Annotated in this window: 21 protein-coding genes and 1 pseudogene; 8 read left to right on the top strand and 14 right to left on the bottom strand. The window is 71.2% G+C overall.

All coding sequences use genetic code 11. The features are described 5' to 3' along the window. Nucleotides 1-6: 6 nt before the first annotated feature. Nucleotides 7-927 (bottom strand): AEC family transporter, encoded by a 921-nt coding sequence (locus PV734_RS31280; RefSeq protein WP_319092367.1) that lies wholly within the window; start codon nucleotides 925-927, stop codon nucleotides 7-9. Between the two features lie 143 nt (nucleotides 928-1,070). Between PV734_RS31280 and PV734_RS31285 the strand changes: the two are divergent. After that, nucleotides 1,071-1,322, top strand: a pseudogene (locus tag PV734_RS31285) (hypothetical protein); the annotation flags it as partial. 30 nt (nucleotides 1,323-1,352) lie between these two features. Here the strand turns inward: PV734_RS31285 and PV734_RS31290 are convergent. Beyond that, entirely contained in the window at nucleotides 1,353-2,405 is a 1,053-nt protein-coding gene (locus tag PV734_RS31290; protein WP_319092366.1) for a sigma-70 family RNA polymerase sigma factor, read from the bottom strand. A 469-nt stretch (nucleotides 2,406-2,874) separates the two neighbouring features. Further along, nucleotides 2,875-4,146, bottom strand: a complete 1,272-nt coding sequence (locus PV734_RS31295) for an MFS transporter (RefSeq protein WP_319092365.1) — start codon at nucleotides 4,144-4,146, stop codon at nucleotides 2,875-2,877. Nucleotides 4,147-4,209: 63 nt separating this feature from the next. On the opposite strand from PV734_RS31295, the gene PV734_RS31300 reads away from it, so the two are divergent. Then, on the top strand, nucleotides 4,210-5,163 hold the full coding sequence (locus PV734_RS31300; RefSeq protein ID WP_319092364.1) for a LysR family transcriptional regulator: 954 nt from the start codon (nucleotides 4,210-4,212) through the stop codon (nucleotides 5,161-5,163). An 89-nt stretch (nucleotides 5,164-5,252) separates the two neighbouring features. Here the strand turns inward: PV734_RS31300 and PV734_RS31305 are convergent, their stop codons facing one another. Further along, nucleotides 5,253-6,014, bottom strand: coding sequence for an alpha/beta hydrolase (locus PV734_RS31305; RefSeq protein ID WP_319092363.1), 762 nt, complete (start codon nucleotides 6,012-6,014; stop codon nucleotides 5,253-5,255). 146 nt (nucleotides 6,015-6,160) lie between these two features. On the opposite strand from PV734_RS31305, the gene PV734_RS31310 reads away from it, so the two are divergent. Together PV734_RS31310 and PV734_RS31315 are read left to right on the top strand one after the other, a co-directional pair. Then, nucleotides 6,161-7,336, top strand: a complete 1,176-nt coding sequence (locus PV734_RS31310; protein ID WP_319092362.1) for an adenosine deaminase — start codon at nucleotides 6,161-6,163, stop codon at nucleotides 7,334-7,336. Between the two features lie 129 nt (nucleotides 7,337-7,465). Continuing rightward, nucleotides 7,466-7,825 carry an ATP-binding protein gene (locus PV734_RS31315; RefSeq protein ID WP_319293022.1) on the top strand — a complete coding sequence of 120 codons (360 nt, stop codon included), beginning with the start codon at nucleotides 7,466-7,468 and terminating at the stop codon, nucleotides 7,823-7,825. 85 nt (nucleotides 7,826-7,910) lie between these two features. Here the strand turns inward: PV734_RS31315 and PV734_RS31320 are convergent, their stop codons facing one another. From PV734_RS31320 to afsQ1, 5 genes are all read right to left on the bottom strand, one after another. After that, nucleotides 7,911-8,120, bottom strand: coding sequence for a PspC domain-containing protein (locus tag PV734_RS31320; RefSeq protein ID WP_006383556.1), 210 nt, complete (start codon nucleotides 8,118-8,120; stop codon nucleotides 7,911-7,913). A gap of 93 nt (nucleotides 8,121-8,213) precedes the next feature. Further along, a complete protein-coding gene (locus PV734_RS31325) occupies nucleotides 8,214-8,765 on the bottom strand; it encodes a VanZ family protein (RefSeq protein WP_319092360.1) in 552 nt (183 codons plus the stop codon). Between the two features lie 126 nt (nucleotides 8,766-8,891). Next, nucleotides 8,892-9,506, bottom strand: a complete 615-nt coding sequence (locus PV734_RS31330; protein WP_319092603.1) for a hypothetical protein — start codon at nucleotides 9,504-9,506, stop codon at nucleotides 8,892-8,894. A gap of 131 nt (nucleotides 9,507-9,637) precedes the next feature. Further along, nucleotides 9,638-11,227, bottom strand: a complete 1,590-nt coding sequence (locus PV734_RS31335) for a HAMP domain-containing sensor histidine kinase (RefSeq protein ID WP_319092359.1) — start codon at nucleotides 11,225-11,227, stop codon at nucleotides 9,638-9,640. Further along, the gene (afsQ1, locus tag PV734_RS31340) at nucleotides 11,224-11,901 is read right to left on the bottom strand and encodes a two-component system response regulator AfsQ1 (protein WP_006383553.1); all 678 of its coding nucleotides are present in this window, start codon (nucleotides 11,899-11,901) and stop codon (nucleotides 11,224-11,226) included. The genes PV734_RS31335 and afsQ1 overlap by 4 nt, the downstream gene beginning before the upstream one ends. A gap of 263 nt (nucleotides 11,902-12,164) precedes the next feature. Here afsQ1 and PV734_RS31345 point away from each other — a divergent pair, with 263 nt between their 5' ends. Continuing rightward, entirely contained in the window at nucleotides 12,165-12,920 is a 756-nt protein-coding gene (locus PV734_RS31345) for a SigE family RNA polymerase sigma factor (protein ID WP_319092358.1), read from the top strand. Between the two features lie 237 nt (nucleotides 12,921-13,157). Here the strand turns inward: PV734_RS31345 and PV734_RS31350 are convergent, their stop codons facing one another. Next, nucleotides 13,158-13,862, bottom strand: coding sequence for a uridine kinase (locus PV734_RS31350; protein WP_319092357.1), 705 nt, complete (start codon nucleotides 13,860-13,862; stop codon nucleotides 13,158-13,160). Between the two features lie 60 nt (nucleotides 13,863-13,922). On the opposite strand from PV734_RS31350, the gene PV734_RS31355 reads away from it, so the two are divergent. Beyond that, a complete protein-coding gene (locus PV734_RS31355; RefSeq protein WP_319092356.1) occupies nucleotides 13,923-14,351 on the top strand; it encodes a hypothetical protein in 429 nt (142 codons plus the stop codon). A gap of 128 nt (nucleotides 14,352-14,479) precedes the next feature. Here the strand turns inward: PV734_RS31355 and PV734_RS31360 are convergent, their stop codons facing one another. Genes PV734_RS31360 through deoC form a run of 3 tightly spaced genes read right to left on the bottom strand, consistent with a single transcriptional unit; the run spans nucleotide 14,480 to nucleotide 17,785 of the window. Beyond that, nucleotides 14,480-15,388 (bottom strand): aldehyde dehydrogenase family protein, encoded by a 909-nt coding sequence (locus PV734_RS31360; RefSeq protein WP_319092355.1) that lies wholly within the window; start codon nucleotides 15,386-15,388, stop codon nucleotides 14,480-14,482. Next, nucleotides 15,381-16,820: an aldehyde dehydrogenase family protein gene (locus PV734_RS31365; protein ID WP_319092354.1), complete on the bottom strand. Its 1,440-nt coding sequence runs from the start codon at nucleotides 16,818-16,820 to the stop codon at nucleotides 15,381-15,383. Before PV734_RS31365 ends, PV734_RS31360 begins: the two co-directional genes overlap by 8 nt. A 5-nt stretch (nucleotides 16,821-16,825) precedes the next feature. Next, the gene (gene deoC, locus PV734_RS31370) at nucleotides 16,826-17,785 is read right to left on the bottom strand and encodes a deoxyribose-phosphate aldolase (protein ID WP_319092353.1); all 960 of its coding nucleotides are present in this window, start codon (nucleotides 17,783-17,785) and stop codon (nucleotides 16,826-16,828) included. Nucleotides 17,786-17,996: 211 nt separating this feature from the next. Here deoC and PV734_RS31375 point away from each other — a divergent pair, with 211 nt between their 5' ends. Further along, complete coding sequence (locus PV734_RS31375) at nucleotides 17,997-18,644, top strand: PH domain-containing protein (RefSeq protein ID WP_319092352.1); 648 nt, start codon at nucleotides 17,997-17,999, stop codon at nucleotides 18,642-18,644. 5 nt (nucleotides 18,645-18,649) lie between these two features. After that, nucleotides 18,650-20,326, top strand: a complete 1,677-nt coding sequence (locus PV734_RS31380) for a hypothetical protein (RefSeq protein WP_319293024.1) — start codon at nucleotides 18,650-18,652, stop codon at nucleotides 20,324-20,326. 99 nt (nucleotides 20,327-20,425) lie between these two features. On the opposite strand, the gene PV734_RS31385 is transcribed toward PV734_RS31380, so the two are convergent. Further along, nucleotides 20,426-22,078, bottom strand: coding sequence for a phospho-sugar mutase (locus PV734_RS31385; protein ID WP_319092350.1), 1,653 nt, complete (start codon nucleotides 22,076-22,078; stop codon nucleotides 20,426-20,428). Between the last annotated feature and the right edge of the window lie 42 nt (nucleotides 22,079-22,120).

A 22,120-nucleotide genomic window follows, 5' to 3' on the forward strand; every position in this document is an offset into this window, starting at 1 on the left:
CACCGCTCAGCCCAGCAGGGTCGCGACGACCACCAGCACGGGTACGGCGAGGATGGTCGACAGCAGGATCGACTCGCGGGCCAGCCGCTCCGCCACGCCGTAGCGGCCGGCGTACGTGAAGAGGTTCTGGGCGGCGGGCAGCGCCGAGGTGACCACCACGTCGAGCAGGGGCGCGCCGTGCAGGCCGAAGACACCCGCGGCCAGTGCCCAGGCGGCCACCGGCTGGCCCACCGACTTCAGGGCGACCGACAGCAGTACGGGAGCCCGCTCCGAACCGCGCAGGGGCAGGGTGCTGCCGCACAGCGAGATACCGAACGCCAGCAGCACCGCGGGCACGGACATGCCGCCGATCAGGGTCAGCGGGTCCATGACGGGTGCGGGCACGGTGAGCCCCGTCGCCGACACCAGCACCCCGGCGAGCGAGCCGACGGCTATGGGGTTGCGCAACGGCGTGATCAACTGCCGCCACAGCGGCCCCTTCTCGGCGGTGCTCGTCAGATCGAGCACGGTCAGCGCGATCGGCGTGACCATGATCAGCTGGAACAGCAGAACCGGCGCGACCAGCGAGGCGTCGCCCAGCACGTACACGGCGATGGGGATACCGAGGTTTCCCGAGTTGACGTAACTGGAACAGAGCGCGCCGATCGTCGTGGGGCCGGCACCCCAGCGGCGTACGACGCCCACCGTGACGAAGACACCGGCCGCCGCGATCGTGCTCAGCGCGGTGATCAGGAGCCGGCTGGAGAAGATCACCGACAGGTCGGCCCGGGCGAGCATGGTGAACAGCAGGGCCGGGCTGGCGACGTGGAAGGCGAGCTTGGTCAGAACCTCGCGTCCGTTGTCCCCGAGGTAGCCGCGCAGCCCGATCACATAGCCGACGCCGATGACCACGGCGATCACCGCGAACCCCGTCAGTACCCCCTGCACGGAGCCTCCTTGGTGAGCCGGGAGGAAGAGAGGCCGTGGGGTGTCGCGGGCGGGGACGGTTCGTGTGGCATACACGCAACCCTCCGGGGGAGGAGGGGTACACGTCAAAGCGATCTCAGCGGGTGGGCTCACCCGGGTCGGCGATGAGTTACGGGCAGCCGCCCGGTCTACCGTTCGTGGACGCCAAGACACCCGCTGTACTCGTGCTGGCCGGCCCCGTCACCCGCGAGGAGGTGCCCGGGCTGTGCGAGGACGTGCGCGCGCTGTTGGGGACCGGCTGCGGCGGCGGTCGTGACCCGGTCGTCGTCTGTGACGTGGCCGGGCTGGGACCGCCGGGGCTGGGTGCCGTCGAGCTGCTGGCCCGGCTCCAGCTGACCGCCCGCCGGGCCGGAGGCCGGATACGCCTCCGGGACCCGGCGCCCGCCCTACTCGCCTTCCTGCACCTGGTCGGTATCGGCTTCGACGTCGAGGCCGGGGTCGCGGGGGAGCGAGAGGGGGAGGTCGAACAGCGGGAACCAGCGCTTGGTGTCGAGGAAGCAGTGGAACCCGGTGATCCGGCCCTCTGAGATCTCCAGCACCTGGACCGCCCAGGGGGAGTAGCCGCCCGTCTCCTCGTCCGGCTTGTACTGGGCGAAGCCCGGCAGTCCGTTGACGGCGACCGGCACGAGGTGCGAGCCCGCGCAGGCGGCGCCGAGTGTCGTCATGAAGCCGGTGATGTCCTCCGGCCCGGTCAGCCACAGGTCGAACGGCGGCATCGTCATGACGGCGTCCTCGTGCAGCAGCGCGGTGAGCGCCGTCATGTCGTACCCCTCGAACGCGGCGACGTAGCGCTCCAGCAGTTTCTGCTGCTCCTCGCTGAGCGGGTCGGAGACGCCGGCGTGGGCGCCGACGCCGCTGCCGTCCCGGTCCCGCTCGGCGAGTGTCGCCCTGGCCCGCTGGAGGGCGCTGTTGACGGACGCGACCGACGTCTCGAGGAGTTCGGCGACCTCGCTCGCCTTCCAGGCCAGCACCTCGCGGAGGATCAGCACGGCCCGCTGCTTGGCGGGGAGTTGCTGGAGCGCCGCCATGAAGGCGAGCCGCACGGACTCCTTGGCGACGGCGGCCTCCGCAGGATCCTCGACGGTGGGAAGCACGCGGGCGTCCGGCATCGGTTCCAGCCAGGTGTTGTCGGGGCGCGGGGACAGGGCGGCCCGGGCGAGGGGGGTGGAGTCGGTGAGGTCCATGGGGCGGGCGCGCTTGTTGCCGGCGGTCAGCATGTCCAGACAGACGTTCGTCGCGATCCGGTACAGCCACGAACGCAGACTCGACCGGCCCTCGAACTTCTCGTAGTTCCGCCAGGCACGGACCATGGTGTCCTGGACGGCGTCCTCGGCCTCGAAGGAGGAGCCGAGCATGCGGTAGCAGTACCCGGTCAGCTCGACGCGGTGCTGTTCCAGTTTCACGTCGAGGTCTGTAGCCGTAGCCGTACTGTCACTCATCGCCAACCCGCCCCATGGCTGCCTTCGTCGCTTCGCCGCGACCCAACACGACGAAGCTAGCGCAGGCCACTGACAATGGCCCGGGGAGTGGGTTTTTCGCCCCCGCCGCCCCTACCCGTCCCATCCCTGGGGGCTGCGCCCCCAGACCCCCCTTTCGGCCCTGAAGGGGCCTCGTCCTCAATCGCCGGACGGGCTGGAGGGGCGGGCCTGGGCTGGTTAGATGCAGCAAACGGGTGGGTGGGAAACAAGGCCTGGGCTGTCCCGGCCTCAATCGCCGGACGGGCTGGAGGGGCGGGCCTGGGCTGGTTAGATGCAGCAAACGGGTGGGTGGGAAACAAGGCCTGGGCTGTCCCGGCCTCAAACGCCGGACGGGCTGGAGGGGCGGGCCTGGGCTGGATACATGCAGCAAACGGGCGGGTGGGTGGGAAACAAGGCCTGGGCTGTCCCGGCCTCGACTGGGGAACGCCGGTCAAGCCGCCGCAGGCACCCGCGCCGCCCGGGATCCCATCACCGTCACCGCGACCACGCCGAGCACCGCCAGCAGTCCCATCCCCACGGTTCCCGACCAGCCGCCCGCGTGGAACGCCACCGCACCCAACGTACTGCCGGCGCTGGAGCCGATGTAGTACACCGACTGGTACAGCGCCGACGCCTGCGCCCGCCCCACCTTCGCCGTGTGGCTCACCGCCGACGACGCCACCGCGTGGCCCGCGAAGAACCCCGCCGTGATCAGCACCAGGCCCAGCAGAACCAGCGCCAGGGTGTCCGACAGCGACAACAGCAGGCCGGTCGTGGTCGTACCGCCGGCCAGGTACAGCGCGCCCCGGCGACCCAGGCGGGCCACCAGCCTGCCCGCCGTCGACGCCGACACCGTACCCACCAGGTACACCAGGAAGATCGAGCCGACCACACCCTGGGGCAGGCTGAACGGGGCCTCCGTCAGGCGGTACCCGATCACCGTGTAGACCCCGCCGAACACCGTCATGAACAGGGCGCCGATCGCGTACAGCCGCCGCAGCAAGGGGTTCGCCAGATGTGTACGTACCGTGCGTGCCAGGACCCGGGGCCGCAGTGAGCCCGTCCGGAAGTGACGCGGCGCGGGGAGCAGCAGCCGGAAGGCCACCGCGCAGCCCACCGCCACGACACCGATCACGGCGACCGCGGCCCGCCAGCCCCACTCCTGCGCGACCCAGCCCGTGATGACCCGGCCGCTCATCCCGCCCACGCTGTTGCCGGCCACGAACAGGCCGATCGCGGTGATCAGCGCCTTGGGCCGGACCTCCTCGGCCAGATACGCCGTCGCCGACGCCGGCAGCCCCGCCAGGGCCGCGCCCTGCACCGCCCGCAGCGCGATCAGCGTGCCCAGCGACGGGGCGAAGGGCACCAGCATCCCGACCGTCACGGCCACGGCCAGCGACGCCGTCATCACCGTACGACGGCCGAACCGTTCCGACAGCGCGCTCATCGGGAGGACGAACAGGGCCAGCGCACCGGTCGCCGCCGACACCGTCCAGCTCGCGTCGCTCGCCGGTACCCCGAACTCACCGGAGATCAACGGCAGCAGTGCCTGGGTTGAGTAGAGGAGGGCGAAGGTCGCGACGCCGGCGAGGAAGAGCGCGAAGCTCATCCGCCGGTAGCCGGGCCCGCCCGGGGCCATCCGGAGGTCGGCGGCGGGGAGCGGGGGGAGCGACGGAGGGGCGGCGGCCACGATCGTGGACGCCCCGGTACTGGCAGCAGGCATGCCTCGAAGTTACGTACGCCCCCGTTCATCCGTCCAATGCACGGAAACCCCATAATCGTTCCCATGGTGCATCAGCAGAGGTCAGAAGCTCGCCTGTCACCGTCCGGTGACACAGAAGACATCGTCGCGGCTCTCGCCCCGCGCCTGTCCTACTTCGCCGGAGTCGCCCGCACGGAGCACGTCACCCGCGCCGCCCAGGAGATGCAGGTGCCGCAGTCGACGCTCTCCCGGGCGATGGTCCGCCTCGAACAGGATCTGGGCGTCGACCTGTTCGCCCGACGGGGACGCACCGTTTCCCTCACCCCCGCGGGGCGTACGTTCCTCGCCTCCGTCGAGCGGGCCCTCGCCGAGATCGGGCGGGCCGCCGACGAGGTACGCGCCGACGCCGATCCCGCCACCGGCAAGGTCGCCTTCGGCTTCCTGCACACCATGGGCGCCGAGACGGTGCCCGGCCTGCTGCACGCCTTCCGCGCCGACCATCCCCGCGTCCGCTTCACCCTCGTACAGAACTACGGCGAGGCCATGATCGAGCGGCTGCGCTCCGGCGAACTGGACCTCTGTCTGACCTCGCCCGTCCCCGACGCCCCCGACCTGGTCGCGCGCCGCCTCGACGAACAGAAACTCCGTCTCGTGGTCCCCGCCGACCACCGCCTCGCCACCCGCAGACGCGTTCGCCTCGCGGAAGCGGCCGACGAAACCTTCGTCACCCTCGAACCCGGCTACGGCCTCCGCCGCATCACCGACGACCTCTGCCGGCAGGCCGGCTTCCGCCCCCGTATCGCCTTCGAGGGAGAGGAGGCGGAGACCCTGAGAGGGCTGGTCGCGGCGGGGCTCGGGGTGGCGCTTCTGCCGCCTCCGGCGGTCCCCCGCCCGGGAGTCGCGGAGCTGACGGTCACCTCACCACGAGCGGCGCGGGAGATTGGCGTCGCTTGGCTCGACGGCCACCCGGACACCCCGCCGGTGGCAGCTTTCAAGCGTTTCCTGCTGTCGAGAAGGGGCAACCTGCTGCCTACATGACGGCGACGGCCCTGCTTTGAGGGGCGCGGGGAACTGCGCGACCGGCCCACACGGACCCGCACCCCGAACACAACCGATCCGCCCCGAACCTACCGCCGCAAGGACCGACCGAACCCCGCAGCCAACGGCATCCTCAACCCCAGCGGCGGCGGAGCCATCAACGCGTCCTGCACGGGCCGGGAGAACGCCCGCCCGAACAGCACCCCCATCACGAAGTCCTCGGCCAGCGCGTGCACTTCCTGCCGGTACTGACGCAACCCGTGGCCGTCCGCGTGCACTTCGAACCGGCAGATGTCCCGGTTCGCCTTCTTCGCGCGCGCCGCGAACCGGAACGACAGTTCGGGATCGGTCCGTGCGTCGTTCGTGCCGTGCACGATCAGCACCCGCCGACCCGTCAGCTGCCGTACCGGTTCCGGCGGTGCCGCCACATCCTCCTCGGGCAGCCAAGGCGCCAGCGCCAGTACGGAGTTGACGGCCTCGTGGTCCGCCACGCGCAGCGCCGCCCGGCCGCCCATGTCGACGCCGGCGAGGCACACGGAGACGTCGCCGTACCGCCGTACGATCTCGTCGACGGCCCATCGCGCGTCGAACGCGAGCTGTGCCTCGCTGCCGTTCCAGCCGCGGTAGCGGTAGTGGACGACGTGCACGGCCAGTCCGTCGGCGCGGCCCGCGCGGGCGAGCCGACGGCCCAACGCCCTTACGGAGGCGGCCGCCAGAAGGGGCGAAGGCCTGCGGGTCGATACCTCGTCACCGCCGGGCAGCAGCAGGACCGCGCCGCTGACCGACGTCGGCTCCGGGCCCATTGCTCTCCCGAGCCGGGCCTGACGTACCGGCGTCACTTGGTGTGCCATGACAGAACAGTGTCAGAAGCACCGGGGTACGCGACCTGTCCTCACGGTCACCGTTACGTATCGGCGGAAACGTACAGGCGAGGAAAGGGAAAAAGAAAGAGAAAAGAGGACACGCGTTCTACGCGCGTAGGAGTTAGAGTGCGGAAATGACGAGCCAGAGCGCCTCCGCGGCGAGCACCCCGAGCCCCGGTCCCACCCCGGACCAGATTCGTCGCGCCCCCAAGGTCCTGCTGCACGACCATCTCGACGGCGGCCTGCGTCCCGGCACGATCGTCGACCTCGCGCGTGACGCGGGGTACACCCAACTCCCGCAGACCGACCCCGACAAGCTCGGCGCCTGGTTCCGTGACGCCGCCGACTCCGGCTCGCTGGAACGGTACTTGGAGACCTTCGCCCACACCTGCGCCGTCATGCAGACCCGCGACGCCCTCGTCAGGGTCGCCGCCGAGTGCGCCGAGGACCTCGCCGAGGACGGTGTCGTCTACGCCGAGGTGCGGTACGCGCCCGAGCAGCACCTGCAGGCCGGGCTCACCCTCGAAGAGGTCGTCGAGGCCGTCAACCAGGGCTTCCGGGAAGGCGAGCGGCGTGCCCGGGAGAACGGTCACCGCATCCGGATCGGCGCCCTGCTCACCGCGATGCGGCACGCCGCCCGTTCCCTGGAGATCGCCGAACTGGCGAACCGCTACCGCGATCTGGGTGTCGTCGGCTTCGACATCGCCGGCGCCGAGGCCGGCTTCCCGCCCACCCGGCACCTCGACGCCTTCGAGTACCTCAAGCGTGAGAACAACCACTTCACCATCCACGCCGGTGAGGCCTTCGGACTCCCCTCCATCTGGCAGGCCCTCCAGTGGTGCGGCGCCGACCGGCTCGGTCACGGCGTGCGCATCATCGACGACATCCAGGTCCAGGACGACGGCTCGGTGAAACTCGGCCGCCTGGCCTCCTATGTACGGGACAAGCGCATCCCCCTGGAGCTGTGCCCCAGCTCCAACCTCCAGACCGGCGCCGCCGCCTCCTACGCCGATCACCCCATCGGGCTGCTGCGCAAGCTGCACTTCCGTGCGACGGTGAACACCGACAACCGGCTGATGTCGGGCACCTCGATGAGCAGGGAATTCGAGCACCTTGTCGAGGTGTTCGGTTATTCGCTCGATGACATGCAATGGTTCTCTGTCAATGCTATGAAGTCAGCATTCATTCCTTTCGATGAACGACTGGCGATGATCAGTGACGTCATCAAGCCCGGATATGCCGAGCTGAAATCCGAATGGCTGTTCCGGCAGACCGCCTCCACCAGCGGTTCTGTCGAGAAGCAGGACTGATCCAGGAGTCCGGAAGGCGGTCGGGTCGGTGCGACTCGGCCGCTTTTCGATGTTTGCGGCAGGCGGCTTCCCGTGTTTACGGTCTTGGACCGCTCACATCCCCGTCTCGCATTCAAGGACGCATTCACTATGAAGCAGTCTGCTGCCGAGACCCTCGGTGTCGCCGCTCTCGGTGCCGCCTTCGCCGCGGCGGGTGCGGGTGCCGCCAACGCCGCCCCGGCTCTCCCCGCCCTCCCGGACTCCGCCGCGCTGGGCTCCGTGACCCAGACGCTGCCCGTGGAGAGCGCGTCGAAGGCGCTGCCGGGTGCCACCGAGGCCGTGGCCCAGGGGCAGAGCGCGCTCGGCGCGGGCGTCGCCGCTGCGCAGCCCGCCGTCACGAAGCTGCTCTCCGAGGGCCCGACGGCGCCGGTCTCCGGCCTGCTCGGCGGCCTCCCGCTGCAGGGCCTGCCCACCCACGGCCTCCCGGTGAACGGCATTCCGCTCGGCTGACCCACCTCGCGCACGCGCCGATGGGGCGCACCCCTTCATCAGGGGGTGCGCCCCATCGGCATGCGGACGGGCCGTCCGGGACCGGTTACCAGGCGGCGCCGGCCTTCGCCGCGTGCTGCTCGGAGGGCAGCAGGACCCACAGGGCTATGTAGAGCACGAACTGCGGGCCGGGCAGCAGACAGGAGAGCACGAAGATCACGCGCATCGTCGTCGTGGAGATGCCGAAGCGCCGTGCCAGCGCGGCACACACTCCGCCGATCATGCGGCCGTTGGTGGGGCGGGCAAGGGCGGTCATGGCGTCTCCTCGTGAGTACGGTGCTGCGACCGGCTTCTCCGGCCGCCTCATCTGTACTCGACGTTACGGACGCACAACGGGCGAAGCATCGCTCTACGGGGCGATCCCGACCCTGGGAATCGTCGGGGTCCTACCCTGAGTCGCGTCCTCCGTACGGATGGCCGCCCGGCGCCTGCGGTCGCTCCTGCGGCGGAGCCAGGACCGCGCCGCGGGCACCACGGCGACATGCGCGAGGCCCACGCCCACGGTGTTCAGGAGCAGCGAGTCGACGTCCACGACCTGACCGGGCACGCCGGTCTGCAACAGCTCGATGCCGAGCGAGATCATGGCACCCGCCATGACCGTACGGACGAGCGAGGCGAGCGGTGAGACATCGAGCCGTCCGCCCGCCATCGGCAGCAGGACCCCCAGCGGAGCCAGCAGTGCGAGCCCCTGCGCGATGCGCCGGGCGGCCTCCAGTGGGCCGAGGGTCAGATCGGCTCTTATGCTCGCGAAGGGCTGCAGGTTGGGTGGCAGTTGCCACGGGATGTCGAGCGGACGCAGCGTGATCCAGGCGACGAGCGCGAGATGGGCGACGAGGAGGACACCTCCCGCCGCACGGATGCGATTCGCGGCACTTTCGCCGCCCGAGCCATGACGCTGCACGCTCCCCAAGACGCGGCCATCGGCACGATCGGTTCCGGGTTGCCCCCGTACAGGCGAGTGAGGCATGTGCCACACAGGAGCCCGACCGCCCCTTCCCGGCGTGTCGGCCGGGCTCGTGCGGGCCGCTCAGCCGCTGTCCACCCCCGAGGACGGCGGCACCTGCGCCCCGGGCCGGGAACGGACCTCGGGGGTGCACGCGTACCGGCGCGGCGGGCCGGCGGCCGGGCCGCCCAGGACGACGGAGCCGTCCCCCTCGGCGGCGGCGGAGTCGGAGAACGTACAGACGATCTGGGCGAGGGCGTACGACGCGAGGTCCGCCGGAGGCGTGCTCAGACGCAGGGTGTCCTCGGGGTCCCGCGGGCCCGGGCCGCTCACGCTCATCCCGCCGCGCACGTCCGTCGTGTAACCGGCCACGGTCTCGCTCGCCCGCGGTGTCCTGGCCAGCTCGTCCAGCAACCCCTGGGCCACCAGGACGCGCCGCTCCGCCTCCCCCGTACCGTCCGGAACGCGCACCGCGCGGTCGACCGTCACCAGCTGGGAGGCGCACAGCAGGAACACCTGGACCGGAACGCCCGCGGACGCCTGCGGAGCGTCGCCCGACGCGGAGGGACCGGAGACGTCGGAGAGGGAGCAGGGGACGCGGGAGGGCGCCGGACCGAAGTCCGTCGGGACCTCCGTGGCACGGATCCCACAGCCGGCGAGCAGCACCGCGAGCAGCGGCACGCCCAGCCAGGGCCGCACGCCACGCGCGCGCGGGGCGCCACGTGTGTCAGGCGCGCTGTGTGCGCTGGGCGCACCGTGTGTGCCGTGGACGCCGGGTACGTCCTTCGAGGCCCGCGCCGGCCGCACGTTCCGTAGTCTCCGTACGTTCGTCACGCGCTCTCCCCGTCGACGTTCGCGCCGGTCGGCTCGGCCGGGGTCTCCGTCAGGGCCGACGGGTCCCTGGGCAGCCGCAGGGTGAACACCGCGCCGCCCTTCGGGGAGTTCGCGGCGGTGATCTCGCCGCCGTGGATGTGGGCGTTCTCCAGGGCGATGGACAGGCCCAGGCCGCTGCCCTCGGACCGGGGGCGGGACGCGCTCGCCTTGTAGAAGCGGTCGAAGACGTGCGGCAGGACGTCCTCGGGGATGCCCGGACCGTGGTCCTGCACCTCGATCAGCAGGTCGGCGCCAACACCGGCGTCGTTGTCGGACACGCGCACCGACACCCGTACCGGCGAGCCGCCGTGCTTGAGGGCGTTGCCGATGAGGTTGGCCAGGATGACGTCCAGGCGGCGCGGGTCGAGCAGGGACATGATGCCGCGCTCGGCGTCCAGTTCGACGGCGTCCAGCCAGGCGCGGGCGTCGATGCAGGCCGTGATCTGGTCGGCGATGTCCACGTTGTCCAGGACCAGCCGGGCGGTGCCCGCGTCGAAGCGGGTGACCTCCATCAGGTTCTCCACCAGCGAGTTGAGCCGCCGGGTCTCGCTGACCACCAGCTTCACCGCCGGTTCGATCATCGGGTCGATGCTGCCGGTCTCCGCGTCGAGCTCCTCTTCCAGGATCTCCGTCACGGCGGTGATCGCGGTGAGCGGTGTACGCAACTCGTGGGACATGTCCGCCACGAACCGCCGCGAGGCCTCGTCGCGGGCGCTCATGTCGGCCACCCGTGTCTCCAGCGCCTCCGCCGTGTGGTTGAACGTCCGGGCGAGGTCGGCCAGTTCGTCCGTGCCCGACACCCGCAACCGGGTGTCCAGCTTCCCCTCGCCGAGCCGCCGGGCCGCGACACCGAGCCGCTGCACCGGCTTCAGTACGGTCGTGGCGGCGGCCTGCGCGAGCAGCGCCGAGCCGATCAGCGCGAGGCCGGTGGCGATGCCCAGCGACCAGGCGAGCGAGTTGAGGTCCTTCTCCTCGGGCTCCAGCGACTTCAGCATGTAGCCGGCCGGACCGCCGCCGATCACCTTCGTGCCCGCGACCAGGTAGGGCTTGTCGCCGTCGATGATCCGCTGCCAGTACAGGTGGTACGGGGACTTGTTGTTCGCGGTGATCGACTGCTGTCTGTCGACCGCCGTACGGAGCGACTTGGGCACGTCGGCCAGCGAGAACGTGTCCAGCGCCCCGGAGTTGCCGACGACCGTCCGACCGCTCCCGTCCTCGGCGACCAGCAGCACACTGAACCGCTGACTGCTGGCGGCCATCTGGCCGGCCGTGTGCTGGAGTTCGTCCTGCGTGGGACTGACCGGGAGCACACCGGCGCGGTTCTGCATCTCCTGCTGGAAGCCGCGCAGCACCGCGTCCTGCGTACGCGTGAGCACGGCCTGGCGGTTGAGCCAGTACGCGATCCCGGACGCCGACACGGCCGCCGTCAGCGCGACCAGACCGAAGACCACGACCAGCCGCAGCCGCAGACTGGTGAAGCGCAGCCCGGAAAGTATCGCCCTGCGCGCCGCGGCCCAGCCACGGAGCTTGTCCTGCGGCTTCGTCACTGAGGCGAGTCCAGCCGGTAGCCGACCCCGCGGACGGTTCGGATCAGCGTCGGCGACGACGGCACGTCCTCGACCTTGGCGCGCAACCGCTGGACACACGCGTCCACCAGCCGTGAGTCGCCCAGGTAGTCGTGCTCCCACACCAGACGCAGCAACTGCTGCCGGGACAGCGCCTGACCGGGCCGCCGGCTCAGCTCCAGGAGCAGCCGCAGCTCGGTGGGCGTCAGCTGCAGGTCCTCGCCGTTCTTCGTCACCGTCATCGCCGAGCGGTCGATGACCAGCGAACCGTAGGTCGCCGAGTCGTTGGACTCCCGCTCCCCGCGCCGCAGCACGGCCCGGATGCGGGCGTCGAGCACCCGGCCCTGCACGGGTTTGACGACATAGTCGTCGGCGCCGGACTCCAGCCCGACGACCACGTCGATGTCGTCGCTGCGCGCGGTGAGCAGGATGATCGGCAACTGGTCCGTGCGCCGGATGCGCCGGCACACCTCGAACCCGTCGATACCGGGCAGCATCACGTCAAGGACGATCAGATCCGGCCGCTGCTCACGCAACAGCTTCAGACCGTCCTCACCGGTGGCAGCGGTGGCAACCCGATGTCCCTGGCGCGTCAAAGACAGCTCCAGGGCCGTACGGATGGCGTCGTCGTCCTCGATCAGCAACAGGGAAGGCACGGATGCATTCTGGCCCATGGCCGGGCAGGGCTGCGACTGTCAGGGGCCTGTCGGGCGATTTCGGGGTGTCGGCGGCCCTTTACCGGGCCACTCTGTGACCTTCCTGTGTTGTTCGCCGCGCTGTTCCTGAGAAGTGCCCCTGTTGCACGCCTGTGACAGTCGGCGGACACCGTCATGAAGTCGCTTGGGCAGAGTTCTCGGCACAGGCAAGGGAGCACATCGGACCGGGCCGAAGACGGGAAGTCCACGACGGGGGGCGCGAGATGAGCACGCTGCACAGCACAAGCGCGAACGCAGTGATCACGCGTCTGCACGACGTCACCCGGACCACCGAGAAGTCCGGTGCCGTGAACGGGCGGGGGTGCGTTCGCGGCACCGGGCGTCAGCACACCACGTACATGTCGGTGGTTGACGCGCACACAGGGGGAAGCACCAGCGGGACCACGGGGGTTACGGGGGCCGCGTACAGGGAGTCCACGGGGGAGCGCAGCTCGCTGTCGGAGGCGGAGTTCACCGCCTACGTCCAGGAGCGCCGCGCCTCCCTGTACGCAACCGCCTACCACCTCACCGGTGACCGCTTCGAGGCCGAGGACCTGCTCCAGAGCGCCCTGTTCTCGACGTACCGGGCCTGGGACCGGATCAGCGACAAGGCGGCGGTCGGGGGCTACCTGCGCCGCACGATGACGAATCTGCACATCAGCGCGTGGCGTCGCCGCAAGCTGAACGAGTACCCGACCGAGGAACTGCCGGAGACGGCCGGCGACACGGACGCGATGCGCGGCACGGAGCTGCGCGCGGTCCTGTGGCAGGCGCTCGCCCGGCTGCCCGAACTCCAGCGGACGATGCTGGTCCTTCGTTACTACGAGGGCCGCACGGACCCGGAGATCGCGGAGATCCTCGACATCAGTGTCGGCACGGTGAAGTCCAGCATCTGGCGGTCGCTCCGCCGGATGCGTGAGGACGAGGTCCTCAGCTTCGGCCGTGACGAGGAGGAATCCTTCGGGGAGCTTGTGGCCTGAGGGTGTGGGGGAAAGACCGCTCAACGGGGGAGCGGTGAACGGGGGAAAGTACGGGGGAGCACGGGGGAGCACCACCAAGGGGGGGAACCACCGGGGCCGGGGGGCCTCGGGGGTGGCACCACAAGGGGGAAGCACAAAGAGAGCGGGGCTGGAGGGCCGGGGGGTCCATCCAGTCCCGCTCTTCGTGTGTGCGGGCGGTGCGGGCCCGCGTGCAGGTGTACGGGGGCGGCGCGGGGTTCAGGCCGCCGTGCCCGACTGGACGCGTCGGCCCGCCGCCGCGTCGGCCAGTCTGCCCATCGCCTCGTCCCGGTCGCACGCGTGGGCGCCCAGTGCCGACTGGCGGGCCACGATGGAACGCTCGGCGCGCATCAGCCGCCAGCCGCGGCGCAGCAGGAACGGCACCGACTTGCGGCCCTCGCGCAGATCCCGCAGGAACCGTCGCCGGAACGTCCGAGCCGGCCCCCGGCTCAGACAGAGCGCGTCCGCCAGGACGCCCTCCTCCCGGCAGCGCGCGACGATCTCGGCGGCGAAGATGCCCTCCGCGATGAACAACGGGGTCCGGCCGATCTCGACGAGCTCCTCGCCCGTGCGGGCGCTGCGCGAGATGTCGTACACGGGAACCTTCGTACGGCCCGTGCGGCACAGCTCTGTGATCGCGGTGACCGCCGTGTCCGCGTCCCACGACTCCGGGTGGTCCCAGTCGATGTCCGTGCTTCCCAGAACCTGCGGCAGCGTCGGGTCGACGCCCTCCTTGTAGAAGTCGTCGAGCCGCAGGACCGGGAGGCCGGAACGGGCCGCGAGGAGGGACTTGCCGGAGCCGGAAGGGCCGCAGAGCAGCACGACTCGCGTGGGTATGGGCGGGTGGGAGGTCACGAGACACCAGTGTGAGGCATCGGGTGCCTCCCTGCCGACCCCGCGGGTCAGCTTTGGAAGGTGCGTCACATCTCAACTACCCTACGTGTCGACCTGATTACCCAATGCATCAGAAGGCGGCCACCAGTCATGGCACGACACACGTCCACCCGGAACCAGACGGCCCAGACGGCCCAGACCGCCCAGCGCGCCCTGATCGCCCTCGCGGCCACCGGCGCGGCCCTGGGGGCGGGCGCCGCGACGGCCTCCGCCGCCGAGGGCGGCCCCGCGGTGGACGTCATTCGCATGACCCCCACCACCTCGCTGGGCCAGATCGACGCGCAGAACGGCCTGGCGGCGCTCACGGGCACGGTCGGCTATGTCACGGGCCCGGTCGCGGGCCTCAAGCCCAACCCCCTCGCCGGCACGGGCGTCGACCCGCTCGACAACGGCGTGGGCACCCAGCTCGCCGACTTCCAACCTCTGACCTCCCAGGCCCTGACCGGCCCGGTCGCGCAGGCGCAGTCGATCGGCAGCATCCCGGTACTGGGACAGGCCGCGGGGCTGCTGGGCGGTTGAGGTGCGGGCAAGGGGCGGGGAGCTGCTGACCGTTGCCGGGTGCGCGTGCGTCGTGGCTGGTCGCGCCCCGCGGCGGAGCCGCAGAAAAGATGCGGCCCCGCGCCCCTGCTGGGCGGCCTGCGGCCGGCCTAGTAGGAGGAACCTCCGGCTCCCAGGGAACCTGTCGGGTGCCAGACCGTCTTCGTCTCCAGGAAGGCCGTCATGCGTTCCGTGCCCGGCGTGGCGAACCACTGTGCGTTGTCCACAGTCTGTGGACGCAGGACGCGCTTGAGGTTGTCGGCCGCCGCGATCTCGAGCTCCTTGGCCAGGATCTCGTCCGCGCCCGCCAGGTCGATCGCGTTGACGTCCTGGTGCGCGGCCAGGGACGGGGTGATCTCCGCCGTACGGCCGGACAGGATGTTGACGACTCCGCCGGGTACGTCCGAGGTGGCCAGGACCTCCCCGAGGGAGAGCGCCGGGAGCGGTGACTTCTCGCTGGCGATCACGATCGCCGTGTTGCCGGTGGCGATCACCGGGGCCAGCACCGACACCAGGCCGAGGAACGACGACTCCTGCGGGGCGAGGACCACGACCACGCCGGTCGGCTCGGGGGAGGAGAGGTTGAAGTAGGGGCCGGCCACCGGGTTTCCGCCGCCCACCACCTGGGCGATCTTGTCGGTCCAGCCCGCGTACCAGACCCAGCGGTCGATCGCCGCGTCCACCTGGGCGGTGGCCTTCGGCTTCGACAGACCCTCCGCCTCCGCGACCTCCCGGACGAACTGGTCCCGGCGGCCCTCCAGCATCTCGGCGACGCGGTAGAGGATCTGGCCCCGGTTGTAGGCCGTGGCCCCGGCCCAGCCGCCGAACGCCTTGCGCGCGGCGACGACCGCGTCACGGGCGTCCTTGCGGGAGGACAGGGGCGCGTTCGCCAGCCAGTTGCCCTTCGCGTCGCTCACCTCGTACACCCGACCGCTCTCGGAACGCGGGAACTTCCCGCCCACGTACAGCTTGTAGGTCTTGAAGACGGACAGTCGTGTGTCCACTCGGGGGTCAGACATCGAGGTACGCCTCCAGGCCGTGGCGACCGCCCTCGCGGCCGAAACCCGACTCCTTGTAGCCGCCGAACGGCGACGTGGGGTCGAACTTGTTGAACGTGTTGGACCAGACGACACCGGCGCGGAGCTTGTTCGCCACGGCGAGGATCCGTGAACCCTTCTCCGTCCAGATGCCCGCCGACAGGCCGTACTGGGTGTTGTTGGCCTTGGCGACGGCCTCGTCCGGGGTGCGGAAGGTGAGGACCGAGAGCACCGGGCCGAAGATCTCGTCGCGGGCGATGGTGTGCGCCTGGGTGACGTTCGTGAACAGTGTCGGGGCGAACCAGTAGCCGGAGGACGGGAGTTCACAGGCCGGTGACCAGCGCTCGGCGCCCTCCGCCTCGCCCGCCTCGACGAGCGAGGTGATCCGGGAGAGCTGCTCGGCGGAGTTGATCGCGCCGATGTCCGTGTTCTTGTCCAGCGGGTCGCCGAGGCGCAGCGTGGACAGCCGGCGCTTGAGCGAGTCGAGCAACTCGTCCTGGATCGACTCCTGTACGAGGAGCCGGGAGCCCGCGCAGCAGACCTGGCCCTGGTTGAAGAAGATGCCGGTGACGATGCCCTCGACGGCCTGGTCGATCGGCGCGTCGTCGAAGACGATGTTGGCGCCCTTGCCGCCCAGTTCGAGGGTGACCTTCTTGCGGGTGCCGGCGACGGTGCGTGCGATCGCCTTGCCGACGGCCGTCGAGCCGGTGAACGCGACCTTGTTGACGTCCGGGTGCGCGACGAGCGCGGCGCCCGTGTCGCCGTAACCGGGAAGGATGTTGACGACGCCCTTGGGGAGACCGGCCTGGCGGCAGATGTCCGCGAAGAACAGCGCGGAGAGGGGGGTCGTCTCGGCCGGCTTCAGGACGACCGTGTTGCCGGTCGCGAGGGCCGGGGCGATCTTCCACGCCAGCATCAGGAGCGGGAAGTTCCAGGGGATGACCTGGCCGGCGACACCGAGAGGGCGCGGGTTCGTCCCGAAGCCCGCGTGGCCGAGCTTGTCCGCCCAGCCCGCGTAGTAGAAGAAGTGGGCCGCCACGAGGGGCAGGTCGGCGTCCCTCGTCTCCTTGATGGGCTTGCCGTTGTCCAGTGTTTCCAGGACGGCCAGCTCGCGGGAGCGCTCCTGGATGATGCGGGCGATGCGGAAGAGGTACTTGGCGCGCTCGGAGCCGGGCAGCGCCGACCACTTCTCGAAGGCCTTGCGGGCGGCCTTCACCGCGCGGTCCACGTCCGCCTCGCCCGCCTGGGCGATCTCGGAGAGGACCTCCTCGGTGGAGGGGGAGACGGTCTTGAAGACCCTGCCGTCGGCGGCCTCGACGAACTCGCCGTCGATGAACAGGCCGTAGGAAGGGGCGATGTCGACCACCGAGCGGGACTCGGGTGCCGGGGCGTAGTCAAACAGGGGAGCAGCCATGGTGATCAGTCCACCGTCACGTAGTCGGGACCGGAGTAGCGGCCGGTGGCCAGCTTCTGACGCTGCATCAGCAGGTCGTTCAGGAGCGAGGAGGCGCCGAAGCGGAACCAGTGGTTGTCGAGCCAGTCCTCGCCCGCCGTCTCGTTGACCAGGACCAGGAACTTCACCGCGTCCTTGGTGGTGCGGATGCCACCGGCCGGCTTCACGCCCACCTGGATGCCCGTCTGGGCGCGGAAGTCGCGTACGGCCTCCAGCATCAGGAGGGTGTTCGCGGGCGTCGCGTTCACGGCGACCTTGCCGGTGGACGTCTTGATGAAGTCCGCCCCGGCGATCATGCCGAGCCAGGAGGCACGCCGGATGTTGTCGTACGTCGACAGCTCGCCCGTCTCGAAGATGACCTTGAGCCGGGCGGACGCCCCGCAGGCCTCCTTCACGGCGACGATCTCCTCGTACACCTTCAGGTAGTCGCCCGCGAGGAACGCGCCGCGGTCGATGACCATGTCGATCTCGTCCGCACCGGCGGCGACGGCGTCACGCACGTCGGCCAGCTTCACGCCGAGGGCGGCGCGGCCGGCGGGGAAGGCGGTGGCGACGGAGGCGACCTTGACGGTGGACCCGGCGACGGCCTCCTTCGCGACGGCCACCATGTCGGGGTAGACGCAGACCGCGGCCGTGGCGGGCGCCGTACGGTCGGTCGGGTCGGGGCGGACCGCCTTGGCGCCGAGCGACCGGACCTTGCCGGCGGTGTCCGCGCCTTCCAGCGTCGTCAGGTCGACCATCGAGATGGCGAGGTCGATGGCGTACGCCTTCGCGGTGGTCTTGATGGAACGCGTGCCGAGTGAGGCGGCGCGCGCCTCCAGGCCGACCGCGTCGACGCCGGGCAGCCCGTGAAGGTAGCGGCGCAGCGTGCTGTCGGACGCGGTCACGTCCTTGAGCGGGAGTGCGGTTGATGCAGTGGTGGGCATGGTCACAAGCCGAGCATATCTACGCGCGTAGCGGCTGTACAGCCCGGGAAATGGGTGGGCGCCGGTTCGATTTGCCCCCGCCGCCCCTACCCGTCCCGTCCTGGGGGCTGCGCCCCCGGACCCCCGCTTTCGGCCCTGAAGGGGCCTCGTCCTCAATCGCCGGAAGGGCTGAAGGTGAACGGTGTTCTGGGCGTCGGGCAGAATCGGGGGCATGACGACCCCGGACCATCCGTCGCCCGCGCAGGGCCCTACGCCGCCCGTGTCTCCCGACCGGGTCTACCGGTCACCCTCCTCCCTCCTGGCCGGAGTGCTGCTGCTCGGGCTCGCGGGCTGGCTCGGCGGTGACGCGCTGTTCGCCGGTCACGGGCGTACGCCGTGGCTGGCGCTCGCCACGCTCCTGCTCGCCGTACCGCTGGTGATCGCCTTCACCCTGCGGCCGGCCGTGCTCGCCAACGACCACCGGCTGCGCGTGCGCAACCCGTTCCGGGTCGTCGTGGTGCCCTGGGGTGCCGTCGCCGGGTTCCGCTCGGGCTTCTCCAACGAGGTCCTCGTCGAGGCCGGCGCCAAGTACCAGCTGTGGGCCATCCCTGTCTCGCTGCGCGCCCGTAAGCGGGCCAACCGGGCCAGGATGCGCGAGGCCCGCGAGGCGGGCGGCGGCCGCGGACGGCCGTCCCTGGTGCCGCCCGGGCCCACCCGCGCCCAGAACGACCAGAACATGGACGACCTGGGCCAGCTCTGGGAGGCCCGCGAGAAGGCGCTCACCTCACAGGGCGAGGTCACCGTGAAATGGGCGTACGAGATCATGGCGCCCGCTGCCGCCGGTGCGGTTCTGCTGGCGATTCTGCTCGCGGTCGGCTGAGCCGCGTGGCCCTCCCCGACGAGTCGCTGCGACTGCCCGCCGCCTCCATACCCGACGGCTGCCAGGACTGGACCACCTCCCGCGCGGCCGACTGGTCGGCCGCGCTGCCGCCGCGCTGGACCTTCCTCCGGGTGCGCCGGTCGGTCGCGGCCGGTCTCGCCACCCTGGTTCTGTGCGTGGGCGCCCTGGTGGCGATGGCCGGCGGCCTGTGGCCGTTCGTCGCCGCCGGGTTCGCGGTGTACGTGCTGTGGGTGCTCGCCCGGCCCGAACTCGTGTGGGTCGGCGCCCCTCTGTTGCTGCTCGCCCTCGCCGCCGAGGCCTCCTCGATGCCCTGGGCGCTGACCGGCTTCGGCGTGGTCGTCGTGCTGGGCTCGTGGGCCGTCGTGGCCGTACGGCTGCGGGCGCGCGGCGAGCAGCTGGAACGGGCCACGGCCGCTGCCGGGGGCGTCGCCGTGCTCGTGCCGGGCGCCGGGGCCCCCGTACGGCGTGGGGGACTGCTGTTCGGCCTGGGGTCCGTCGTGCTCGCGCTCGGCGTGCTGACCGGAAGCACCGCCGGTCTCTGGGGCTCGGCCGAGGACCAGGAGGGCGCCTGGGTCTTCACCGTCTTCCTGGCCGGCCTCGGGGCGACCGCGCTGACCTCCGGATGGCTCGGCCGACGACAGGCGAGCGCGCTGCGCGGGACTCCGGTGCCGGTGCTGCGTGTCCTCGTACGGGACGACGCGCAGGGCAGTACGGAGGTGTACGCCGCCGACGATCCCTCCGCCGAGCGGCCCCTGTTCACCGTCGAGCTCACCTCCTTCGACGAGGACGACGAAGAGGACGGGGAGGGAGACGGGGGCGGCGAGGACGAGGACGGTGTCGACGAGCTTCGGATGGCCCTGCTCGGCCTCGACGACGAGACCCTCGGGCCCGTCCGGGAGGCCGTGCTCTACGGCGCTCCCTTCGACGGCGCCGAGATCCTCGTCGTCAGCGCGGACGAGGATCCCGAGCAACCGCCGCTGACGGAGTGGTCGGCGGGACCGGTCCGGCCGCTGTCGCCGGACGCGAGTCGCAGGCGGGTCGCCCGGCACCGCGAACAGGCCGCGGACAGCCTCCAGCTGGAGCTGCAGGGACGGGAGTTGGCCGAGCAGCAGGCGGCCGTAGGTCAGGTGCGGCGATGGCGGGCGGGGTGGCTGGACTGGCTGGCCACCGCGTTCCTCGTGCAGTGGGGCATATGGCTGGGCTGGGGTCTGTTCGACGAGCCCGGCCTCTCGACCTGGAATCTGGCGCTCATCTCCCTGCTCGGCCTGTACGGGGCGTTCCGCGTCCCCATGAAGCTCGCCTGGCGCGTCACCGCCGACCGGTCCGGCGTCTGGGTCACCGGGCTGCGCGGCCCCCGGCACGTCCCCTGGGACGAGCTGCGGTTCGTACGGCGCCGGTCCCTTGAGCTGAAGATCGACTGGCAGGACGGCGACTGGGCGGTCTCCGCACCCCGCTGGGGCCGGCTCCAACGGCGCCGGGGGCTGACCCACCCGTACGACGCCCTGGCCGCCGAACTGACCGCCATGCGTCTCGACGCCGACCTGCGGCCGACCGGCGAGAGCGGCGCCGCCGAACGGGGCCGGCCGCTCTGGCCGCTGGCCGCGGTACTGGTGGCGGTGTGGGCCGCCGTGTGGGTGTCCGCGTTGCTGCCCACGGGCTGAGCTGCGCGCCGAGAGCGGGTACCAGCACGATGGGGGGTGCCCCTGGTCAGGGGCACCCCCCATCGGGTGTGGGTGTGGTGGTGTGGGTGTCGGTGTGGCTCAGATTCCTGCCGCCGCCGAGAGGTCCCGCTTGATCGTCTCCAGCAGCTCCGTGGCCTTCGCCCGGACCGCCGGGAGATCCGCGTGCGTGGGCACCGGGAGGACGACCTCCAGGTAGCACTTCAGTTTGGGCTCCGTACCGCTCGGGCGGACGATGACGCGGGCGCCGTCGAGCGTGTACCGCAGGCCGTCCGTGGGCGGGAGCGTCTCCGTGCCCTTGGTGAGGTCCTCGGCCCTCGTGATCGCCAGGCCCGCGAGATGGGTCGGGGGCCGCTCGCGCAGCCGGCTCATGGCGTTCGCGATGACCGAGAGGTCCTCGACGCGGACCGAGAGCTGGTCCGTGGCGTGCAGACCGTGCTCGACCGCGATGTCGTCGAGCAGGTCGAGGAGCGTACGGCCCTCGGCCTTCAGCTCGGAGGCGAGTTCCGTCATGACGAGCGCGGCCGTGATGCCGTCCTTGTCGCGAACGCCCTCGGGATCCACGCAGTAGCCGAGGGCCTCCTCGTAGCCGTAGCGCAGACCCTCGACGCGGGCGATCCACTTGAAGCCGGTGAGGGTCTCCTCGTAGGGCAGTCCCGCCTTCTCGGCGATCCGGCCGAGCAGGGACGAGGAGACGATCGACTCGGCGAACGTGCCCCGCGCCCCGTGCCGGACCAGGTGGGTGGCGAGGAGCGCGCCGACCTCGTCGCCGCGCAGCATGCGCCAGTCGGCCGGGTGCGTTCCGTCGCCCGGCACCGGTACCGCCGCCGCGCAGCGGTCCGCGTCCGGGTCGTTCGCGATGATCAGGTCCGGGTTCGTCTCGCGGGCCTTCGCGAAGGCGAGGTCCATCGCGCCGGGCTCCTCCGGGTTGGGGAACGCGACGGTCGGGAAGTCCGGGTCGGGGTCGGCCTGTTCGGCGACCAGCTCGGGGGCGGGGAAACCGGCCCGGGCGAAAGCCGCGAGAAGGGTCTCCCGGCCGACACCGTGCATCGCGGTGTAGACCGTACGGGCCGTACGGGGGGAGCCGGGGGTGAGGACCGCGTCCGTACGGGCCAGGTAGGCGTTCAGGACCGCCTCGTCGAGGGTCTCCCAGCCGGATTCGGGGCGCGGTACGTCGTCCAGCGCGCGTACGGCCTCGATCTCCGCGGCGATCTCGGCGTCGGCGGGCGGGACGATCTGGGAGCCGTCGCCCAGGTACACCTTGTAGCCGTTGTCGCGGGGCGGGTTGTGGCTGGCGGTGACCTCCACGCCCGCGACGGCGCCGAGATGCCTTATGGCGAAGGCCAGTACGGGGGTGGGGAGAGGGCGGGGGAGCACGGCGGCCCTGAGGCCGGCGCCGGTCATCACGGCGGCGGTGTCCCGGGCGAAGTCCGCCGACTTGTGACGGGCGTCGTAGCCGATGACGACGAGGCCGTCCGCCTGGCCCTTGGCCCTGAGATACGCGGCGAGGCCGGCGGCGGCGCGGATGACGACCGAGCGGTTCATGCGCATGGGGCCGGCGCCCAGTTCGCCACGGAGGCCCGCGGTGCCGAACTGGAGGGTGCCGGCGAAGCGGGTGGTGAGTTCGGGGAGGTCGTGGGCGTCGATGAGCTCGGCGAGTTCCTCACGGGTTTCGGCGTCGGGGTCCTCGGCCAGCCACGCCTTGGCGCGTGCGATGAGTTCGTCGTCGTGCACGGGGGTGCCTCTCGGTGTGGTGGTGTGGTGCGGTGCGTGGTC

Source organism: Streptomyces sp. AK08-02, assembly GCF_033795085.1.
Taxonomy (GTDB): Bacteria; Actinomycetota; Actinomycetes; order Streptomycetales; family Streptomycetaceae; genus Streptomyces; species Streptomyces echiniscabiei.

Excerpts from the sequence above, each read along its gene's own strand:
- PV734_RS31320 (WP_006383556.1), bottom strand. The coding sequence starts at position 8,120 with ATGACCGCCCTTGCCCGCCCCACCAACGGCCGCATGATCGGCGGAGTG.
- PV734_RS31355 (WP_319092356.1), top strand. The coding sequence starts at position 13,923 with ATGGCACGACACACGTCCACCCGGAACCAGACGGCCCAGACGGCCCAG.
- PV734_RS31290 (WP_319092366.1), bottom strand. The coding sequence starts at position 2,405 with ATGAGTGACAGTACGGCTACGGCTACAGACCTCGACGTGAAACTGGAA.
- PV734_RS31310 (WP_319092362.1), top strand. The coding sequence starts at position 6,161 with ATGACGAGCCAGAGCGCCTCCGCGGCGAGCACCCCGAGCCCCGGTCCC.
- PV734_RS31315 (WP_319293022.1), top strand. The coding sequence starts at position 7,466 with ATGAAGCAGTCTGCTGCCGAGACCCTCGGTGTCGCCGCTCTCGGTGCC.
- PV734_RS31360 (WP_319092355.1), bottom strand. The coding sequence starts at position 15,388 with ATGTCTGACCCCCGAGTGGACACACGACTGTCCGTCTTCAAGACCTAC.
- deoC (WP_319092353.1), bottom strand. The coding sequence starts at position 17,785 with ATGCCCACCACTGCATCAACCGCACTCCCGCTCAAGGACGTGACCGCG.
- PV734_RS31345 (WP_319092358.1), top strand. The coding sequence starts at position 12,165 with ATGAGCACGCTGCACAGCACAAGCGCGAACGCAGTGATCACGCGTCTG.
- PV734_RS31365 (WP_319092354.1), bottom strand. The coding sequence starts at position 16,820 with ATGGCTGCTCCCCTGTTTGACTACGCCCCGGCACCCGAGTCCCGCTCG.
- PV734_RS31295 (WP_319092365.1), bottom strand. The coding sequence starts at position 4,146 with ATGCCTGCTGCCAGTACCGGGGCGTCCACGATCGTGGCCGCCGCCCCT.
- PV734_RS31375 (WP_319092352.1), top strand. The coding sequence starts at position 17,997 with ATGACGACCCCGGACCATCCGTCGCCCGCGCAGGGCCCTACGCCGCCC.
- PV734_RS31305 (WP_319092363.1), bottom strand. The coding sequence starts at position 6,014 with ATGGCACACCAAGTGACGCCGGTACGTCAGGCCCGGCTCGGGAGAGCA.
- PV734_RS31300 (WP_319092364.1), top strand. The coding sequence starts at position 4,210 with ATGGTGCATCAGCAGAGGTCAGAAGCTCGCCTGTCACCGTCCGGTGAC.